24 protein-coding genes are annotated in these 19318 nt (G+C 40.0%); 12 read left to right on the top strand and 12 right to left on the bottom strand.

The window, feature by feature from the left end; genetic code table 11:
- From ABFU83_RS03245 to ABFU83_RS03225, 5 genes are all read right to left on the bottom strand, one after another.
- Entirely contained in the window at positions 1 to 606 is a 606-nt protein-coding gene (locus tag ABFU83_RS03245; RefSeq protein ID WP_347068904.1) for an outer membrane beta-barrel protein, read from the bottom strand.
- A gap of 274 nt (positions 607 to 880) precedes the next feature.
- Complete coding sequence (locus ABFU83_RS03240; protein ID WP_347068902.1) at positions 881 to 1246, bottom strand: hypothetical protein; 366 nt, start codon at positions 1244 to 1246, stop codon at positions 881 to 883.
- The gene (locus ABFU83_RS03235; RefSeq protein ID WP_347068900.1) at positions 1167 to 1352 is read right to left on the bottom strand and encodes a hypothetical protein; all 186 of its coding nucleotides are present in this window, start codon (positions 1350 to 1352) and stop codon (positions 1167 to 1169) included. Before ABFU83_RS03235 ends, ABFU83_RS03240 begins: the two co-directional genes overlap by 80 nt.
- Before the next feature lie 198 nt (positions 1353 to 1550).
- Positions 1551 to 2048, bottom strand: coding sequence for a sigma-70 family RNA polymerase sigma factor (locus ABFU83_RS03230; RefSeq protein ID WP_347068899.1), 498 nt, complete (start codon positions 2046 to 2048; stop codon positions 1551 to 1553).
- A gap of 126 nt (positions 2049 to 2174) precedes the next feature.
- Positions 2175 to 2504, bottom strand: coding sequence for a YegP family protein (locus ABFU83_RS03225; RefSeq protein ID WP_347068897.1), 330 nt, complete (start codon positions 2502 to 2504; stop codon positions 2175 to 2177).
- Positions 2505 to 2827: 323 nt separating this feature from the next.
- Here ABFU83_RS03225 and ABFU83_RS03220 point away from each other — a divergent pair, with 323 nt between their 5' ends.
- On the top strand, positions 2828 to 3430 hold the full coding sequence (locus tag ABFU83_RS03220) for a TetR/AcrR family transcriptional regulator (protein WP_347068895.1): 603 nt from the start codon (positions 2828 to 2830) through the stop codon (positions 3428 to 3430).
- Here ABFU83_RS03220 and ABFU83_RS03215 read toward each other — a convergent pair.
- From ABFU83_RS03215 to ABFU83_RS03205, 3 genes are all read right to left on the bottom strand, one after another.
- Positions 3408 to 4652 carry a sigma-70 family RNA polymerase sigma factor gene (locus ABFU83_RS03215; protein WP_347068893.1) on the bottom strand — a complete coding sequence of 415 codons (1245 nt, stop codon included), beginning with the start codon at positions 4650 to 4652 and terminating at the stop codon, positions 3408 to 3410. The genes ABFU83_RS03220 and ABFU83_RS03215 overlap by 23 nt on opposite strands.
- A complete protein-coding gene (locus ABFU83_RS03210; RefSeq protein WP_347068891.1) occupies positions 4636 to 4992 on the bottom strand; it encodes a YciI family protein in 357 nt (118 codons plus the stop codon). The genes ABFU83_RS03215 and ABFU83_RS03210 overlap by 17 nt, the downstream gene beginning before the upstream one ends.
- Before the next feature lie 75 nt (positions 4993 to 5067).
- Positions 5068 to 6375, bottom strand: a complete 1308-nt coding sequence (locus ABFU83_RS03205; RefSeq protein ID WP_347068890.1) for a DUF2268 domain-containing putative Zn-dependent protease — start codon at positions 6373 to 6375, stop codon at positions 5068 to 5070.
- 145 nt (positions 6376 to 6520) lie between these two features.
- Here ABFU83_RS03205 and ABFU83_RS03200 point away from each other — a divergent pair, with 145 nt between their 5' ends.
- Positions 6521 to 6985: a hypothetical protein gene (locus tag ABFU83_RS03200; protein ID WP_347068888.1), complete on the top strand. Its 465-nt coding sequence runs from the start codon at positions 6521 to 6523 to the stop codon at positions 6983 to 6985.
- 16 nt (positions 6986 to 7001) lie between these two features.
- Positions 7002 to 7955 carry a hypothetical protein gene (locus tag ABFU83_RS03195; RefSeq protein WP_347068886.1) on the top strand — a complete coding sequence of 318 codons (954 nt, stop codon included), beginning with the start codon at positions 7002 to 7004 and terminating at the stop codon, positions 7953 to 7955.
- A 51-nt stretch (positions 7956 to 8006) separates the two neighbouring features.
- On the opposite strand, the gene ABFU83_RS03190 is transcribed toward ABFU83_RS03195, so the two are convergent.
- Positions 8007 to 8852 (bottom strand): DUF2911 domain-containing protein, encoded by an 846-nt coding sequence (locus ABFU83_RS03190; RefSeq protein ID WP_136404430.1) that lies wholly within the window; start codon positions 8850 to 8852, stop codon positions 8007 to 8009.
- Between the two features lie 127 nt (positions 8853 to 8979).
- On the opposite strand from ABFU83_RS03190, the gene ABFU83_RS03185 reads away from it, so the two are divergent.
- Both ABFU83_RS03185 and ABFU83_RS03180 read left to right on the top strand, forming a co-directional pair.
- Positions 8980 to 9429 carry an SRPBCC family protein gene (locus ABFU83_RS03185; protein ID WP_347068884.1) on the top strand — a complete coding sequence of 150 codons (450 nt, stop codon included), beginning with the start codon at positions 8980 to 8982 and terminating at the stop codon, positions 9427 to 9429.
- 16 nt (positions 9430 to 9445) lie between these two features.
- Positions 9446 to 10744, top strand: a complete 1299-nt coding sequence (locus ABFU83_RS03180) for a deoxyribodipyrimidine photo-lyase (protein WP_347068879.1) — start codon at positions 9446 to 9448, stop codon at positions 10742 to 10744.
- A 15-nt stretch (positions 10745 to 10759) separates the two neighbouring features.
- On the opposite strand, the gene ABFU83_RS03175 is transcribed toward ABFU83_RS03180, so the two are convergent.
- Entirely contained in the window at positions 10760 to 11419 is a 660-nt protein-coding gene (locus ABFU83_RS03175; protein WP_347068877.1) for an HAD family hydrolase, read from the bottom strand.
- Between the two features lie 121 nt (positions 11420 to 11540).
- Between ABFU83_RS03175 and ABFU83_RS03170 the strand changes: the two genes are divergently transcribed.
- The 3 genes from ABFU83_RS03170 (at position 11541) to ABFU83_RS03160 (ending at position 13043) form a co-directional block, all read left to right on the top strand.
- Positions 11541 to 12083, top strand: a complete 543-nt coding sequence (locus ABFU83_RS03170) for an RNA polymerase sigma factor (RefSeq protein WP_300491788.1) — start codon at positions 11541 to 11543, stop codon at positions 12081 to 12083.
- 98 nt (positions 12084 to 12181) lie between these two features.
- On the top strand, positions 12182 to 12592 hold the full coding sequence (locus ABFU83_RS03165) for a hypothetical protein (RefSeq protein ID WP_347068875.1): 411 nt from the start codon (positions 12182 to 12184) through the stop codon (positions 12590 to 12592).
- A 4-nt stretch (positions 12593 to 12596) separates the two neighbouring features.
- The gene (locus tag ABFU83_RS03160; RefSeq protein WP_347068873.1) at positions 12597 to 13043 is read left to right on the top strand and encodes a sensor of ECF-type sigma factor; all 447 of its coding nucleotides are present in this window, start codon (positions 12597 to 12599) and stop codon (positions 13041 to 13043) included.
- Between the two features lie 113 nt (positions 13044 to 13156).
- Here ABFU83_RS03160 and ABFU83_RS03155 read toward each other — a convergent pair whose 3' ends face one another.
- Positions 13157 to 14233, bottom strand: a complete 1077-nt coding sequence (locus tag ABFU83_RS03155; protein WP_347068872.1) for an oxidoreductase — start codon at positions 14231 to 14233, stop codon at positions 13157 to 13159.
- A 40-nt stretch (positions 14234 to 14273) separates the two neighbouring features.
- Positions 14274 to 14633 carry a DUF983 domain-containing protein gene (locus ABFU83_RS03150; RefSeq protein ID WP_347068870.1) on the bottom strand — a complete coding sequence of 120 codons (360 nt, stop codon included), beginning with the start codon at positions 14631 to 14633 and terminating at the stop codon, positions 14274 to 14276.
- Between the two features lie 103 nt (positions 14634 to 14736).
- Here ABFU83_RS03150 and ABFU83_RS03145 point away from each other — a divergent pair, with 103 nt between their 5' ends.
- The 4 genes from ABFU83_RS03145 to ABFU83_RS03130 all read left to right on the top strand — a co-directional run bounded on the left by ABFU83_RS03145 (position 14737) and on the right by ABFU83_RS03130 (position 19285).
- The gene (locus ABFU83_RS03145; RefSeq protein ID WP_347068869.1) at positions 14737 to 15606 is read left to right on the top strand and encodes an AraC family transcriptional regulator; all 870 of its coding nucleotides are present in this window, start codon (positions 14737 to 14739) and stop codon (positions 15604 to 15606) included.
- A 49-nt stretch (positions 15607 to 15655) separates the two neighbouring features.
- Complete coding sequence (locus ABFU83_RS03140) at positions 15656 to 16870, top strand: methyltransferase domain-containing protein (protein WP_347068867.1); 1215 nt, start codon at positions 15656 to 15658, stop codon at positions 16868 to 16870.
- A 27-nt stretch (positions 16871 to 16897) separates the two neighbouring features.
- Positions 16898 to 17992 carry an endonuclease gene (locus ABFU83_RS03135; protein ID WP_347068865.1) on the top strand — a complete coding sequence of 365 codons (1095 nt, stop codon included), beginning with the start codon at positions 16898 to 16900 and terminating at the stop codon, positions 17990 to 17992.
- A gap of 216 nt (positions 17993 to 18208) precedes the next feature.
- A complete protein-coding gene (locus tag ABFU83_RS03130) occupies positions 18209 to 19285 on the top strand; it encodes an endonuclease (RefSeq protein WP_347068863.1) in 1077 nt (358 codons plus the stop codon).
- Positions 19286 to 19318 lie beyond the last annotated feature (33 nt).

Genomic DNA, 19318 nt, shown 5'->3' with positions numbered 1-19318 from the left:
TTAATTAAATTGATAAGAAGTTCCGGCGGCAATCATATAAGATTGAATTGTTTTTTGCATATTTTTATTCGTGTTAGCTATACTGATATCAGACAATCCATACTGATAATTACAGGTCCCATAAAATGTCCACTTTTTAAAAGAATATCCCAGACTTAACTGCCCTTGCAAACCATAACCAAGCCGATTTAGCATATTTTCATTTTTTTTAAAATCATACGTCTCCGAAACTTTTTTATACCTACTTTCGGTTAGCGCTATATACTGTCCTTTCCGTTGCAAACGCATCAGATACTCAATATAGGTACCACCGGCTATTTTAAGCCATACCCCCTGGCTTTTATCAGCGGAACTCAATACCGTAACACCTACCAGAAAAGGTATCGAAAGGAAATCATTATAATATTTTGTATACCATCCGAGTCGGCGACCTGTTCGCCTGAACGTGTAGTTTTTTTGCAGGAACGATACCGCTGTTTTCAGAAAAACCGGTTTCCGTATCGCATATTCTCCCGTAAGACTAGCACCAAAACCATAGCCTACGCTATATTTCGATTCCACTAAATTAGACAGGTTGGCATTGAGATTACTATAAGTATATCCCATATCGAATCCTGCCTTAAATTTACTTTGTGCCTGCAATGTTATACTTGAAAGAAAGAAGTAAAAACAAAACAACCAAACTACTTTTTTTACCATAATTAACCGAATATAAAACCGTTAATAATCCTAAAAGTTATTATAATATGAAAAGCGTTTATTATTTTCAGTATTCTTTGTCTATACAAATTCCTTATTAGTCTAATTTACTCACACAATATGATTTGATCGCAAACCATAAAAAAAGCCGATCCTGTTACAGACCGGCTCCAAAAACTAACTAATTATTCCTGTAGTAATTTATGAAAAAGATTGTATTGATACGATTGTAGCGGTATTGATGCTTTCGTTTTAGCTCGGTATTCATTTTCCGGATGCTTTTATACATCACACTTTGAACGGCCTTACGCTTTTCTTCGTACCGTTTGGTACAATTGTCCAATTCTGTTATCAGATTCCGGAACTTTAAATGGAGCATCTGTAACTCTTCCACCCCTTGTCGGATTTTATGGTCGCCTTCGGCCGATACCGTATGAGCCGAAATACGGGCCAGTTGCTCAATTTTTTTAAACGCTTCGACGATAACCTGATGTTCCGGGCGTAAAATAGAAGTTGTGCATATAGGTTGCTCTTTCGGTATGATCAATATCCAGTGTGGTTTGTGTATTCCGAAACATAATCGAACCGACAAAACCCCAACGGTTGTTGTCTTTCATTTCAAAAGCATGCCCTAAGGCAAACTGTAACGACATACCCGGGTCGGCTACATTTTTATAGGTCGAAAAATTATCCTTTGCAAACTATCGGGATTGTTGGAAAAAAGGTTCCGATCGGATACATTGCGATAACAATGGTGATGGTGTTTTAAATCGAAAGTCGATATAAACGTGATGTACAAACATCGGAAGAAACCAGTACAATTCGTTATTTTTCACCGAATGTTTTTTGAGCTATTGGAGTGTTTTGGAAATCTGGTTGGCCACGGCACCGGGTGTCATGTTCATTTCGGAAGCGATCTCTTTATAGCTGTGCTCTTCGAATTTGTGTAGGGTAAATATTTTACGTCTTTTTTCGGGAATCTGACGTAACAACAGTTCGATCTGTTCAAATCGGGAATCGAGTACCTCATCCGATCCGTAGGTAATATCCATTTCGGAAATGATCTGTTTTTCCTCGGTTGTCAAAATCCGATTCTGTTTTTGGCACCATTTGGAAATTTCCTGTTTGGAGCTTTTAAACAATACCGATTCCAAGGCTACTTCCGGATTGAGTTTGTTTCGGTAATTCCACAAGTGGATAAAGACATTTTGAGTCACATCTTCGGCATCGGCAGACTGTTTGGTATATTTCTTTACAAAACAATACACTTTAAAGGCATACAGATCATAAATTTCCCGGAAACAAGATTCGTCATCTTCGCGTAACCTTATAATCAAATTAGCACTCATATTGCCCATAATTATAGGTAAGTATGCGTAGAAAAACAACACAAACTATCATCAATAATTGGAGCCGTCGGATATTTAAAGATTTATTAATCTTAAAAAAAGGTCGGCTTTATTGCCGACCTTTTACTAGGACAAATCTTCTACCGTAGCGCCCGGTGCATTATTTTTTACCGAAGTAATTCCGGTTTCACGAGCCGATTCGGATTGATACATTTGACTGGTTCCGATAATTTCACCATTACCCGCTTTCAGGTTAAAATACAGCCTCCCGTCTTTCGCCGTTTCTCTTGCATAACGGGCATCCAATTGTGAGTTTTCGCGTACCGATTTGATCCCATTCAAACAACCTGCTTTGGCAGTATAACCTTCGCTGGTAAGGATGGTCTCGCCATTTGAAGCTCTCAGATTAAACTGAAACTCATTGTTTGTTCTTCTTGTAATTACAAATGTTCCCATTGTTCTAATTTTATAGTAATAATTGACTACAATAGTATCGCAGCATTTCCTATAAAAATTACGGTTTATCGTAAAAACACTTCTATAAGCTGGAAAATTTCATACCTCTAAAACGACTTATAGCATCAATCCGCGCCATATCTTTTTTGAAACAAGTCAATGTCGAACCGATTCGTATACCGGAAGTTTGTCAGCGCTTCAAACACTATTTTCAAAACGAACAACTTTGACAGCCGTCAGCACTCCGTGTCAAGGCATTCTGGCGATAATACCGGGAAACATTCTGATTTTTATAGTACCTTCGCTTTATCATATCCGAATGTATGTCAAAAGCAACCCTTACCCGAATGGCTATACTCAAAAAATCTTTCGAACTGATCTACCGAAAAGGTTATCAGTCGACTAGTATCGACGATATCATCGCGACCACACAGGTTACCAAGGGCGCTTTTTATTACCATTTTAAAAATAAGGACGAAATGGCTTTGGCGTTGATCAACGATTATATGCGTCCGAATATGCATCAGGTAATGCTTCGTCCGTTGGAAAAAGCCGAAAAACCTTTGGAAACCTTTTACGATATGATGTGGAATTTATTACACGATACCGATTTTTTTGATGTACGCTACGGTTGTCCGGCGATTAACCTGATTGAAGAAATGGCACCGCTACACGAAAAATTCCGGGAAGCGCTTTCCGTTTTGATGACGGACTGGAAATTGGCCATTGCCGACTGTATTCGATACGAACAACAGCAAAAAAACATTAGTCCGGATATCGATCCGCAGCAAATTGCGTTGTTTTTGATTTCCGGTTATGGCGGTATTCGTAATATCGGAAAACTGGAAGGTACCGAAAGCTACGAAAGCTATCTGACCGCATTGCAAAAGTATCTTCAATTTCTTAAGCCGTCTTTTTCAGTATAAAAGCACGATCCATTGTTGTTTTTGCAAACGGTAAGGCCTCGTTATACCAATATCGGGCCACAATCAAATCACCAAGTCTTTCATAGGCATACGCCTTGGTTGTGAGCCATACAAACCGATTTTCCTTACCGAATGCTGTTTCGATCTGATCGATCGCTTCGAATTGCTCCGACGTAATGTGAATATGCATTTCGGCTACAATCCGGTTTAGCCGGATCAAAATGGATTCCGGCTGCAAGCGCTCCAATTGCTCATACAAATACACAATTGCAGACCAATCAGTATGATCAAAACTGGAGGCCGTACAATGTAACGAGGCTATTAAGGCTTCGAGATAATAGGTATTGAGTTGCTGTTTGGGTTTTGCCTGATCCAGGTAATAAAATCCTTCGGCAATAAAAGTCGGATTCCAGAGGCTTCTGTCCTGTTCGGCCAATGTGAGCCATTCGCCGGTAGTGGTAATACGCGCCGGAAAACGGGCAATCGTAAAAAACAATAAGGCCAGCAATCCGTTTATTTCCGGATTGGAAGTGTCCTGTTCCCGGATGAGTTTCGCCAGTCGGATTGCCTCATAACACAAATCGATATTGATTCCGGCAGCATCACTTGTCGTTTTGTATCCTTCATTAAACAACAGGTATACGAACGTATGCAACATCACACTATATTTCCGAATGTCTTCTTTTTCCGGATTTTCAAACTGTTGCTTTTTGTTTTTGAGTTCCGATTTGGAACGGTACAAGGCTTTTTTAACCGCCTCATCCGACAGTAATAAGGCATTGGCAATTTCGCGGACACCAAATCCGCAGAGGACATTCAGTGTAAGCATCATTTTTTTTTGTGACGTCAAGTCCAGTCGGCAACACGCTAATAAAAGTCGTAACTGACTGTCGGTGATTTCATTTTCCGAAAAGACAACTTCCGGTTCGGTATTGTTTGTCCGATCCGATGGCAGAACCGTTACACTCCTGGCATTCCGTTTTAAAACATTAATGATTTTATTCCGGGCAACTTTGATCAACCAAGCGGAAGGATTTTCGGGTACGCCCGAATACCGCCATTTTAGAAGAGCCGATTCAAAAGTATCTTGTATGGCATCGGTAATCGTATCCAGATTATCGATGCCGTAAAGCCGCACCAAAACGGCCGTCATCTTTCCCGCATTTTCGCGGAAAAGATGCGCCGTTAAATGGTTTAGCGCTTGTTTATCCTCCGAATGCATCGTCGGTAGCCATAATCGGTCGGACTTCCACCATCGCTCCCAATTCCAGCGACGGACAACCTTTTGCTATATCGCGGGCTTCTTCGAGCGAATTGGCCAGCAAAAAATAAAAACCGCTGATGCACTCTTTCGTTTCGATATAGGGCCCGTCGGTTACCATACGGTCTTTTCCACGAATACAAACCCCTTCCGCATCCAACGGATTGCCTTCTTTAAAGTGACCTTTTTGGATCAATTCTTCAACCCATTGCATGTGTTTTTCGATGTCCTCCTGCATTTCCTCTGCGGTAAAACTGCCGTAATTTGTGCTTTCACGGATCAGCATTAAAAATTCTTTCATGACTTTTTGTTTTTAAATTAGTATTATCCGTATTTATAACAATCGACTTTATCAAAAAGGGACACTATACTTTATTTATTTTGCTGTTGTCAGATCAATCAAAAATGGTTTTAAACGGATTCCGGCTTTATTTCTAAAATTAACTGTAGCTGTGGACTGGTAGTGATGTCCCGGTTGTAATTCGGTTTCAAAACGAAACGAACGTCCATCGTCCGAAAAACCGATTACTTTTGAAATCCGCAATACATTATTTTCGCCAAGCGGACCGAAGTCGAATCCCCGGAAATTTTTATCCATTTCCTCCGAAAACGTCAACGTTATCGTTAGCGGGCCGGATGGTACTAACCCATTTTCTCCAACAACCACCGAAGGCTTCATGTCGATTACCGTCGGTCTTATTTTGTCATAATCCGCTTTAAGCTGTGCGAGTGTTCCGGAAAAGAAACCGGTACTGTTGACCAAAGCATCGATCTGTTCCGAATTAGTATAGTCCAGTTCGATCAGGGTTTTGATCGCCTGTTTTTTATCTTTTGCCTGATCGTAATATTTTTCACAAATCGCATAACCGATATAATAGCCCAAATCCCTTTCTTTTAATTCATTCTGATTGGTTCCCCAAAGCCAGTTGTAGGTCGTTTCGATATGTTGCATGTCTCTTTCAAATAACGCTTTTACCCGCGCTTCATTCTTTTTTCCGAACGCTATCGCTGGCGTATAAGACGGTTTCCCGGTAACTTTAGTCGAAATAAACTCCGCCACACCTTCATACAAACAATAGTACAATAGATCGTCGACCATCTCTTTTTGCTGCGTATGCACATATTCGTGCGTACATAACAATCCGATATCATCGATTGGATTCAGGTTTTTATAATACGAATGCAAATAGTTTGGAAGCGCATCGGTGTTTACATTCCGATCTGACAACGCCATTTCACTACCAATTAAGACTTTTCCATTTGAAATGGTTCCATTCGTACGGAAAACACCTACCGTAAAATAAATCGGAGCTGGTTGTAATTCCGGATAAGCCTTTTTTAATCTGCTAATATTTTTTTGGATTTCCGGACTTACCTTTTTGACCGAAAGTGTATTTTTTCGGATCGTTTTCCAGAAATCCGGATACTTTTTAATAGCGTCGATATACTCTTTTGCCGTATAACGTCTGCGTTGTCGTATCGCTTCGAGTCCTTCGGTACCGCTGTCGAAATACAACTTTTGCAACAATTCATACTGACGCACACTATCGGGTGTTGCGACAATCGCATCATAGGCTTCCCAGAAATGATCAATATCAGACGAAATGATTTCCGTTTTTAGTTTTTGTCCGTATGATACGGATAACGATAGCAAACCCAAACAAATAATAACGTTCTTTTTCATGGTAAGTAATTAATCATTAAAGATAGTCGGCTTGTTTTTATTGACCTATAAATAACGTATTTTCTTTCATTTTAATATTCGACCAAAAAAACATACTAATTGGTATGTTTTTTTGATTATCTTTGAAACATAAACTTTAAAAAGCATGTACTCCATCCTTTTACCACTTCATTCTGTAATTCGTTGGTTGGTGTTGATCAGTCTTCTTATTACAATCGGGAAATCCCTTTTGGGTTATTATAAACATTCCGTTTTTTCGAAAACCGACAACCGTTTACGGCATTGGACCGCTACTTTTTCCCATATACAACTCCTGATCGGGATGCTGCTTTATACACAAAGTCCGTTTGTAAGCTATTTTTATGACACCTATAAATCGGGAAATCTGAATACAGAAGCATTATTTTTTGGTGCTATTCATATTATACTGATGTTTATCGCGATCCTATTTATTTCGATCGGATCGTCTAAAGCCAAACGAATAGCCTCCGACAACGAAAAACACAAAACGATACTGATCTGGTTTGTTTTGGGATTAGTACTGATATTTCTGGCAATCCCATGGCCATTTTCTCCATTGGCAGTACGACCTTTATTACGTCCGTTTTAAATCCTACTTCATTGAGATGAAAGCTTCTAAACTGGTTGTAACCGGCATGCTCGCTTTTTCCATAATCATCGTTTATTTTGGACTGCGAAATACCGGGAGCATTGAAAACAATTATACCTTTCCAGGCAAATTATCCGACCTGAAATTATTCAAGGGTCCATTAAAAGAGCGTATTCCCGATGATAACGTCCAGCTATTGGAACTTTCCAGCACACTCTATACCGATCATGCCGACAAGCAACGCCTACTAAAATTACCACCGGGAACAAAATTAAAAATCATAGATGACGGATTGCCACAATTCCCGGAAGGAAGCCTGTTAGCCAAAACTTTTTATTATCCGAATCAACCTATCGAAACCCGGATACTCTACCTGAAAAACGGAAAATGGAATGCCGCAACCTATCAATGGAATGTCACACAAACAGAAGCGCTACTCCTAACCAATGGTGCTACGGTGTTGGTAAAACAGAAAAACAAACCGGACATCAACTACGCTATTCCAACAGCAACGGAATGTAGCAGTTGTCATCGTAGTAACCGTAGGCTGCAACCGATTGGTCCAAAAATCCGGAATCTAAACAGAATGATCATCCGAAACAACGAAAGCGTTTCTCAACTGACCGATTTACAACAGCAACAATTACTAGACGCCACTTCCTCAAAAGAAATGACCGCCTTCCCCGATTATAATGATCCTGAACAACCACTGGCATTACGTGCCAGAGCGTATATGGAACTAAACTGCGCCCATTGTCATCAAGCGGGCGGTATGGCTGGTTATACCAATTTACTGCTGTCTTATGAAATACCTTTTGGAAAAACCGGCATTGCCCGGCAGCAACCCAATATTATTTTCCGAATGGAAACTTCCGGTACTTTACATATGCCCAAACTGGGCACCACCACAACCGATCCGGTAGGTCTCGCGCTGATTAAAGCCTATATCAAGAGTCTTGATCGCAGCTAAACAGGCATAAAAAAGCCGGCATATAGCCGGCTTCGTCTCCTTTAAAAGGAATTATTTTTTAGACCATTCTAAGATAGAGTCTTTATTCATTTTCACATAGTCAGCGTTGTTTGCTTTTTCTGCACTTGCCTGTGATAATTTAGCGGTTTCGATCGCTCCTTTTTTATCTCCTAATTTTGCCTGAATCAATGATTTTAGACGTAAATACCAGAACGGAGCTTCTTTTTCCATTGCAACGGCTTTGTTAACCCACTCCAATGCTTTGTTCATATCGCCACCTGACTGGTAGTAATATTGAGCAGATGAAAAATAATCATTACCGGTAGGTCCCGCTAAAGCACCTTCGATGCTCTTCATTGCGATTTTTTGTGTTGGTACTGTAAATTTAACGGCTACCAATGTTTTTTCCCATGAAATTTCAAGACTTCCGTTATCGTTATCTATATTATTAACTGCAATGGTAAACGTTTCTACTTTTCTACCTAATGTCTCCGGTTTAACCGTAGTACGCAACGCTACTTTCGAATCATCCCATTTTTCAGGAGTTCCCCAGTTGTTTGTATCGGTATAGAAAATCACATCCCATGAATCTGCTTTTGGCAACGTATAAAGGGCATATTTTCCTTTTTTCAGTGTTTTTCCATCAATGACAACATCATCTCCGAAAGAAATGGTCGTATTAGCATTGGCACCGGTTCTCCATACTTTTCCGTAAGGAACCAATTCACCAAAAACGGCTCTTCCTTTAGAACTCGGGCGGGAATAATCCAATTCAACCTGTGTTAGTCCTACAACCTGTTCCAATTCTGCTTTAGGACTGGCCTGTGGCGTTTTTACCTGAGCCTGAATCGCTAGAGTAGCCATAAAAAAAGCTGCAGTAATAATAATTCTCTTCATAACTATTTTGTTTATTTGCGAACGAATTTACTAAAAAAACGTACTTTAAATGTTAATTTTAATTTAAAAGAAAAAACCATTCGACAGGTATCGGTCCGAAACGCAAACATTTGTAATTTTGTTTTATATGAGGCTATATACCCTACATACCCGCCAAAAGCTACCGGTTTCACTAAATGAAGCGTGGGCTTTTTTTTCGGATCCGTCGAATCTCAATGCAATCACACCGGAAAACTTGAAATTCCAAACCCTTTCGGGCGACGACCGGAAGATGTTTTCCGGACAAATCATTCACTACAAAATCAGTCCGTTTCGCGGTATTCAACGGCAATGGGTAACGGCAATCCCCCCTATGGAACCGAATGCTTTTTTTGTAGACGAACAACGATTTGGTCCGTATAAATTCTGGCATCACAAACATTTTTTCAGGGAAATCGACGGTGGTATCGAAATGGAAGATCTTTTCGGTTGTATCCGAAATCTGCTCCATCCGTTACTCGTCCGACCAAAGCTAAAAGCCATTTTCGACTACCGAAAAAACAAACTGAAACAATTATTCGGCCGTTATCCCGGCTAACAACTGTACATTTTATATGCAAACGATGATCTCTATTTTTTGGTTTCGGAGAGACCTGCGATTAATTGATAATACGGCACTATTTCACGCTCTTAACAGCGAACTTCCGGTGCTGCCCATTTTTATTTTCGACACCAGTATCCTTTCTCAGTTACCTACTAATGATGCGCGGGTTGGGTTTATCCATAACCTACTCGATCAGATGCAACAGCAGCTTTTGAAATCGGGAAAATCACTGGCTGTTTTTTATGGTGATCCTGTCAGCATTTTTCAAAAACTGATCCACGAAAATAAAATTGCTACCGTTTACACCAATCACGATTACGAACCATCGGCTCGCAAACGGGACACTGCGGTTTATAACCTGTTAAAAGAAAACGGCATTGTTTTTAAAACAGCAAAAGATCAGGTTATTTTTGAAAAAAGTGAAGTTGTAAAAGACGACGGTACGCCCTATGTGGTCTATACACCTTATTCTAAAAAATGGAAAGAACATTTCTATAAAACAACTATTCATCATTATCCATCGGAAACCGTTCTGGAAAATATAGTAGCGCACGATTATCCGTTTTTAAGTTTGTCTGATATCGGATTTGAATCCTCCAAAATCACGGTTCCCACTTTTGACGTTTCGGAAAAGTTAGTCGAAAACTACGAAGACACGCGCAACTTTCCGGCTATTCCCGGTACTTCTTTACTAGGACCGCACCTACGCTTCGGATCGGTGAGCATTCGGCAAATGGTGCGCTTAGCGGCTGGTTTCCAAAATCAGACCTTTTTAAATGAACTGATCTGGCGGGAGTTTTTTATGCAGATATTATGGCATTTCCCGCATACGGTTCATCGTAGTTTTAAGGAAAAATACGATGCTATTCAGTGGAACAATAACGAAGATTTATTTCAGAAATGGTGCGAAGGCAAAACCGGTTATCCGTTTGTCGACGCCGGAATGCGCGAACTCAATGCTACCGGACATATGCACAATAGAGTCCGCATGATAGTAGCCAGTTTTCTGTGCAAACACCTTTTAATCGACTGGCGATGGGGCGAAACGTATTTTGCTCAGAAATTACTCGATTACGAGCAGTCCAGCAATGTGGGTAACTGGCAATGGGCAGCCGGATCGGGTGTGGATGCTGCACCGTATTTTCGAATATTTAACCCGACCGAACAAATCAAAAAGTTCGACAAAGATCTTATCTATATCAAAAAATGGATCCCGGAGCTTGGAACCGAAGCTTATCCGCTACCTATCGTCGATCATAAAACAGCACGTGAAAAATGCCTGACAACCTATAAAAAAGCCGTGGGATAATCCACGGCTTTTGCTTTATTGTTTTATTTTGGAGACAATCTCATAATTGATCTCATCGAAATGCCCGATTTCATGATCGGCTTCCGACAAATCCTGTAGTTTGGAATTAACACTGTTGTAGGCCAGACAAAATATTCCGGCTGCTTTCGACGCTTTTACACCATTAGTACTATCTTCGATCACGATACAATGTTCGATCGGAGCAACCGACAAAGACGCCGCATGCAGGAAAATAGCCGGATGCGGTTTTGATTTCGGAAAATCTTCGCCACTAACCGTATGAGTAAAATACGTATGCAATTCAAAACGGTTAAACACTCTTTCGATCGTTCCTTTGGAAGCCGATGAAGCCAAAATTAATTGCATTCCATTTCCGTGAAGATCAATGATCAACTTTCGAACCCCATCAATCAGTTCCAAATCTTCTTTGGTATCGAAAGCATCGTTAAAAAGGAAACGCTTCCGCAGAATCAATTCTTCCACATCGTGTTGCAGCGCAAAACTTTCTTTTAATTTCTGAAACACATTTCGGGTGGAATTCCCGGTAAAAGAAGCATACATTTCTTCCGAAACATCGATTCCCAATTCTGAAAAGTGTTTATAATAAGCATATTTATGAACAGGTTCTGTGTCGACAATCACGCCGTCCATATCAAAAATTACGGTCTTAACCATGGTGTGTTGTTATTTTTCACAAAAGTACGCTTTATTCCAGTATCTCTTTCCGGTAGCAAAAAAGATATTTCCGATTAAACTTTTTCGGTTATCTTTAGTCAAAATCATAAAAACAGTCAGTTTGCAGGACGAAGCGCTTTTTATCCGCCAGTTACTCGATCCGAAAACGCAAAACGAAGCGTTTCGCCGGTTATTGACCGAATACCAACGGCCATTGTACCGTCATATCCGAAATATAGTACTGGATCACGACGATACCGACGACGTACTGCAAAATACCTTTATCAAGATTTTTAATAACCTAAAACACTTTAAAGGAGAAAGCAAACTGTTTTCCTGGATGTATCGTATTGCAACCAACGAAGCGATCACCTTTATCAACCAACGCGCCCGGAAAGCGGGAATCAGCAACGAAGAATTGCAATCGAAAGCCGTGGGTAAACTGGAAGCCGATGTGAATTACGACGGCGATGAAATCCAGCTAAAACTGCAAAAAGCAGTCGCCACTTTACCGGAAAAACAACAGTTGGTTTTTAAGATGAAATATTTTGAAGAGCTGAAATACGAAGCCATATCGGAGATACTTGGCACTTCGGTTGGCGCCTTAAAAGCCTCGTATCATCATGCGGTAAAAAAAATTGAAGAATATTTGAATTCCGTTTAAACCTTTCAATCGAAAATTTGTCAAATAAATAACAAGAACAGGAAATAACGCTATTAAAATTCACAAATAGTGTTAGCGAAGAACGAAAAATAAGAATAATGAAAAAGTTTAATTTAGAAAACGATCCGAAAATTACTTCCGGTTTTACAACTCCGGAAGCGTATTTCGACCAGTTGGAAGCCCGTATTATGGACCGACTGCCGCAACCGGAAACGGAAGTAATTCCGTTATGGCGTCGTAGTAGTGTATGGATGTCGGGCATCGCGGCCACTCTTTTACTGGCCGGCGGATTGACCTTCTATTACAATAATCAGCCCAATCCGGCTACTTCTTTAGACGATGCTACAGTGGAAACCTATTTGCAGGCGAATGTGAATTCGTATGACCTTATCCAACATTTGGATGAAAACGACATTCAGGCGTTGGAAAAATCGATCGTTTTAAACAATGATGCGGTAGAAGCCTATCTGTCCGATCACAACAATTTAGACCTTTATTTAAATGAATAATGCCATGACTATAAAACGAATCCTACCCTTTCTATTGTTAATGCTGTCCGTTACGGTTTTCGGTCAGGGTTTTAGAGAAAAAAGAGAGCAGATCAAACAGTTAAAAGTCGCTTTTATCACGACCGAATTAGGTTTGACAACGGAAGAAGCGACTAAATTCTGGCCGATTTACAATACTTTTGATGAAAGACAATTTGAATTACGCCATAAAAAAATGCGTGTTTTTCAATCCAATATGGACGAGGGTGCCATCGATAAAATGAGTGAAAAAGAAGCACTGGTATTTTTAAATCAGATGGAAAACACCGAAGAAGAGCTTTTTAACTTAAAACTTAAATTTATTGCTGATCTGAAAACCGTGATCAGTCCGACAAAAATTTTAAAACTCAAAAAGGCGGAAGACGATTTTAACCGGAAACTTTTACGACAAATGAAAGACCGCGGAAGATAATAAAAAGGAGCTTTTTTATTAGGAAACCTGCATAGGTGTTGCAAAACACCGGCAGGTTTTTATTTTTTAAACCTGACAGGTTTTTTACCGTTGCGCAGAGAAACCTGTCAGGTTTAAAACTGAAATCGCATTATTTTATTATTTCCGGCTGCTATAACGGTTTTTCGGTTTACAAAACGGATTGCAAACAGATCCTTATAATCGGCTATTTTTTGCCAGTTTTCGCCAAAATCAGCCGAATAATAAACACCGCTCGCTCCTACTGTTAGCAATTCTTTCCCCTTACTTCCGGGAAAAAACTGTACGCAGGAACCATAACCAAAACCTTCGTTTTCGCCTACTTTTTGCCAGGTTTTTCCACCATCTGTAGTTCGGATTTTGTTACCGTGATTCTGATTCGGTTTTTCATAATTTCCACCTACAGCAAATCCGGTATTGTTATCGTAAAAATCGGCTGAAAAAATACCCGTCATCGCTTCTCCCTGAACTATTGGCGTATCGACCACTTTCCAACTTTTTCCTTTATCCGGAGAAAAGAAAACCCGCGAACGCTTTCCACCTGATACCACCCAGGTATTCGTTTCCTTCACAATAATATTGGTATTACTGGCGGCAAAAAAAGCCTCACCATTGGCAATACCCGGCAATTGATCACAACCAATTTTTGTCCAGGTTGTTCCGCCATCACGGGTGATCAGGAGCGAAAAACAATTGTCGGTCGGATCGCCAACCACAATACCTTCCTGGTCGTTCCAAAACTGCATACTATCGTAAAAAACCTTTTCCCCTTTTTCTTCATATACCAACTGAACATGACTTCCGTCTTTATCAACCCGATATAACAATCCTGGATTTCCGATACTGATCATAAAAATATGCGCTTTTGTTTGCGCAATACTTCGAAATTCGGGTTTCAGATCATTTTTTTCGATATGTCCTTTAAAAGCCTTCGAACCGTCTAACGCAACATAGCCGTATTTTCCATTACTTCCGGCATACCAAATGCGGTTACTGTCGACTGTAATGGCCCGGATACTGATTTTATCCGTGAGCAAGGTATCGATAGTAACCGCATTCGGGTTGGTTAGTGCGACCGATGGGCCGTTATTTTCGGTCGTGTCGGTTGTTGGTTTTAATTTATTGCAGGAAAAGCAAATGAATATTGTAAACAGTAGTAGCCTTATTTTCATTCCGAAGGGATTTAAAAGGCTAATTTACAAACATTTTTAACTATAAGCGTTTGTTTTTTCCATCCAACAGATACATCCACAACATACGGGATATTCTGAAATTAAAGGTACTTAACAGGATCGACATAATTCCGATAAGCACCACAATTGTCACGAAACTGTCCACAAAAAACTGGATAATCAGGAAAAAGGCAACCATTTCGGCCACCGCTACGGCATAACTCACAAACATGGATCCGAAGAAATAGCCCGGTTCCTTTTCGAATTTATGATTACAGTGGGAACAATGCGTATTCATTTTTGGCATCTGAAAAAGCAATATATTTCCTTTCTTTTCAAAAACCTGTCCCTGATGACATTTAGGACATTTTTCCGTTACAATGTTCTTTAAAATTGACATAACTCTTTTTTTATACAAATTTCACAAGAATTCGGCAACAAGCTATAGACGATTCACACAAGTTTTTGTACTTTTAGGACATAAAAATACCGATACCCGTTTTATGAAAACTGCTATTCTCGACATAAAACAATTCGAACCGGGCGAAACCCGTAAAGAATTCTACACAAATACTATTGAAAACCATATCATTACCAATCACCGCAACATCCATAAACCGCATAAACACAATTTTTACCTGACTGTACTTTTTACGCAGGGAAGCGGCATCCACGAAATTGATTTCACCACCTATACCGTAAAACCCGGTAGTCTTTTTTTCCTAAATCCCGGACAAACACACCATTGGGAATTGTCGGAAGACATTCGTGGTTATATTTTTTTCCATACGCAGACTTTTTATGACCTGCATTACAATCGGATTAAGATTCATAATTATCCGTTTTTTTACAGTGTCCAAAACGCTCCGTTTTTATATCTTGAAAAAGATGCGGCCGATTTCGAATCTTTATTTCGCGAAATTCTGAAAGAAAATCAAAATGAGGCCGTTCTAAAAATGCAAAAAATTCTCAGTCTGATCGATCAGATTTATATTGACAGTACGCGTTTGTATATTGAAAAGAATGCGACCGCAACCGCTGTACAACATTCGTACGCCTTGCGATTTCAGGAACTCGAACGGTTGATTGAAAAGCACTATAAATCCGAAAAATCACCCTCGCAATATGCCGAATGGCTCAATGTGAGTCCGAAGCATTTAAACCGCATCACGCAATCGATGGTCGGCAAAACGACTTCCGATGTCATTTTGGATCGGGTATTTCTGGAAGCCAAACGGGAATTGATCCGGTTTAAGAACAATTTTGCCGAAGTTGCTACGCTATTAGGCTATGATGATTATGCTTATTTTTCGAGACTATTTAAAAAAAAATGTGGCGAAACGCCCTCTTCATTTATTAACCGATACAGATAGGCTTGTAAGTAAATAAATTAACTATCTTTGCAAGCTGATTTTTACACAAATGAGATTACACAGAAACCTGGTTTTTACCGTTATTGATTCGATAATGGCTATTTTCAATGAAGGAGAATATGCCGACAAAGTAGTGGCACGCGCCTTAAAAAAAGACAAACGATGGGGAAGCCACGACCGAAAGTTCGTTGCAGAAACCATTTATGAAATTGTACGTTGGAAACGTTTATACACTGAAATAGCTGAAGTTAAAGAACCGTATGACCGTGACAATGTATGGCGTATTTTTGCCGTTTGGGCGGTTTTACGCGGGTATACCTTACCGGACTGGAAGTATTTTGAAAGTACTCCGGTGCGAAAAATAAAAGGCCGCTTTGACGAATTGTCAAAAATCAGAAAATATAGAGAATCCATTCCGGACTGGATGGACGAAATTGGTGTACAGGAATTGGGCGAAGCGTTATGGTCTACAGAAATTGCAGCACAAAACGAACAGGCAAAAGTTATATTACGTGTTAATACACTAAAAACGACCAAAGAAAAGCTTCGTGCTGTCTTAATGGACTTAAACATTGAGACGGAATTCCATTCAGACTATCCGGATGCCTTGATTTTAAAAGAACGTGCCAATGTATTCCTTACAGATGCCTTTAAAGAAGGTATGTTTGAAGTACAAGATGCCTCATCGCAAATGGTTGCCCGTTTTCTGGATGTTAAACCAGGAATGCGCGTAGTTGATACCTGTGCCGGAGCCGGTGGAAAAACATTGCATATGGCTTCCTTAATGGAAAACAAAGGTCAGTTAATCGCAATGGATTTGTATGAAAGTAAATTAAAACAACTAAAAATCCGCGCGAAAAGAAACGGGGCTTTTAATATTGAATACCGTATCATCGACAGTACGAAGGTGATCAAAAAATTACATGAAAAAGCCGACCGTGTATTAATCGACGCACCGTGTAGCGGTTTGGGGGTTTTAAAACGTAACCCGGACAGTAAATGGAAACTACAACCGGAGTTTATCGACAACATCCGTAAAGTACAGGCGGAAGTATTGGAAAACTACTCTAAAATTGTAAAACCAGGCGGAAAAATGGTGTATGCCACCTGTTCCGTATTGCCTTCCGAAAATCAGGAACAGGTTCAGAAATTTCTGCAAACTGAATCCGGAAAGCAATTTGAATTTGTAAAAGACATTAAGGTTTTGGCGTCGGAATCCGGATTTGACGGATTTTATATGGCACTTTTCAACCGAAAACCCTGATAAACAAATTGTATAAACTGACTTAACATGAAAAAATTTTACGCACTCGCATTAGCCCTTTCTCCTCTATTGGGCTTCGCACAAGCAGGTGCTCCGGCTTCTCCGTATTATAACGGATTTAACTGGACCGTGACCGGCAGCAACTTAAAAAGTGCATTGTCGACAAAAATCACGAACACACACACCAAAACATTGAGCTATGACGACATCTGGGATGTAGACAAAATTATTGATCTGGATCCAAATGATGCCTCGAATGCCAACGTATTATTACTATACGGTTTTAGTAACAACATGTGTCCATCTTCTCAATCGGATGACAACGATCATAGAAGACGAAGCAAAAACAGTAATGGCGGTGGCACAACCTGTCAATGGAATCGTGAACATACGTTTGCAAAATCATTGGGAACTCCGGATTTAGGAACTTCGGGACCTGGTGCTGATGCACACCATTTACGTGCTTCCGACGTACAACGTAACGGTGCACGTGGTAGTTTAAAATTTGCCGCGGGTTCTGGTAATTCAGGATCTGTTGCTGGCGGATGGTATCCCGGAGACGAATGGAAAGGTGATGTAGCCCGTATGATCATGTATATGTATTTACGTTATCCAACCCGTTGTTTACCTAAAAATGTAGCTACCGGATCGACGGTTTCGTCTGATAGCAATATGATGACCTTATTATTACAATGGAATGCGGAAGATCCGGTTTCGGAATATGAAGACCGTAGAAATACCTATTTAGGAAATGCGAGTAATTCATTCGGACAAGGAAACCGTAACCCGTTTATCGACAACCCATATCTCGCAACAGTAATCTGGGGTGGACCGGTAGCCGAAAATCGTTGGCCAGGGATGTTAGCTACGGATAGTTTTGATCTATTGGCCAATGTTATGGTATATCCAAACCCATCCAACGATCAGAAAATCAATATTTATTCGGAAAAAGAATTGGATGAGATTGAATTGATCAACATCAACGGACAAATGATACAGCAAATCAAAAAACCGGTACACCATCAGGAAGTATATACTTTAGAAAATTTACCACACGGTTTTTACCTGATCCGTATGTCGTCTGAAAATATGAGTACAACCAAAAAAGTGATCATCAACTAAATACCGTTGTATCCCCATCTAAGAGCCTGCTTTCCTGCAGGCTTTTTTTTATTCCTTTTTTACAGGCATCACAAAATGTTAAAAGTTGATCACATATTTTCCTACAAAATAAACCTTACAGAAACTTTTTTGTAATTCACTCGTTTCTAAATAGTTAAAATTCTTTTTTTGTAACGACAAACATTCTACATTTGAATCCTAAATATTATTTCTTTTATGAAAAAACTCTACACTACCGCACTATTATTGTCGGTATTTTTGGGATTTAGTCAGATCCCGGCCGGGTATTACAATACGGCCACCGGTACCGGGTATACCTTAAAAACCCAGCTTTATAACATTATTAAGGGACACACAGACAGAACTTATAATGGTCTTTGGACAACTTACGGTACATCGGACCGTGATCATTACTACGAAAACGACAACACTATTTTAGACATTTATTCCGAAAAACCAGCCGGCCCGGATGCCTATAGCTATACATACCAAACCGACCAATGTGGAAATTATACTGCAGAAGGCGCCTGCTACAACCGGGAACATACCGTTCCGCAATCGGTTTTCGGATCACAGACACCGATGTATTCTGATGCACACCATATTCCACCAACCGACGGATATGTAAACAACAGAAGAGACAACTGGCCACACGGTGTTGTAGGAACCGCCACGTGGACCTCCACCAACGGATCCAAACTGGGATCGGCTTCCAATAGTGGCTATGCTGCGGGATATACCGGAACCGTGTTCGAACCAATCGATGAATTCAAAGGGGATATTGCCCGTATGTATTTTTATTTCGCAACACGCTACGAAAATACAGTATCCGGCTACACCTATGCTATGTTTAACGGTACCAGCAATCAGGTATTTACTACTACATTTCTTAGAATTTTATATACCTGGCATACACAAGATCCGGTAAGTCAGCGTGAAACAGATCGTAACAATGCTATTTATGCCCGTCAGAACAACCGCAACCCATACATTGATCATCCGGAATACGTACAAATTATCTGGGGACCAACACTGGCTACGGATAGTTTTGAAGCAATTGCCAATGTATCGGTATATCCAAACCCGTCAACCAATCACACCATCAACATTTATTCGGAAAAAGAACTGGACGAAATTCAGTTGATCAACATTAGTGGTCAAATCGTACAGCAAATCAAAAAACCGGCACACAATCAGGAAGTTTATACGTTAAACGAACTGCCACAAGGTTTTTACCTGTTACGCCTTTCTTCCGAAAACCAATCCACCACCAAGAAGATAATTATTAATTAATAATCGAGGTTAGTTATAACTGAAAGAGCACCC

The sequence above is a fragment of the Flavobacterium sp. WV_118_3 genome (assembly GCF_039778605.1).
Lineage (GTDB): Bacteria > Bacteroidota > Bacteroidia > Flavobacteriales > Flavobacteriaceae > Flavobacterium.
This window is presented reverse-complemented; position numbering and strand designations above follow the sequence as displayed.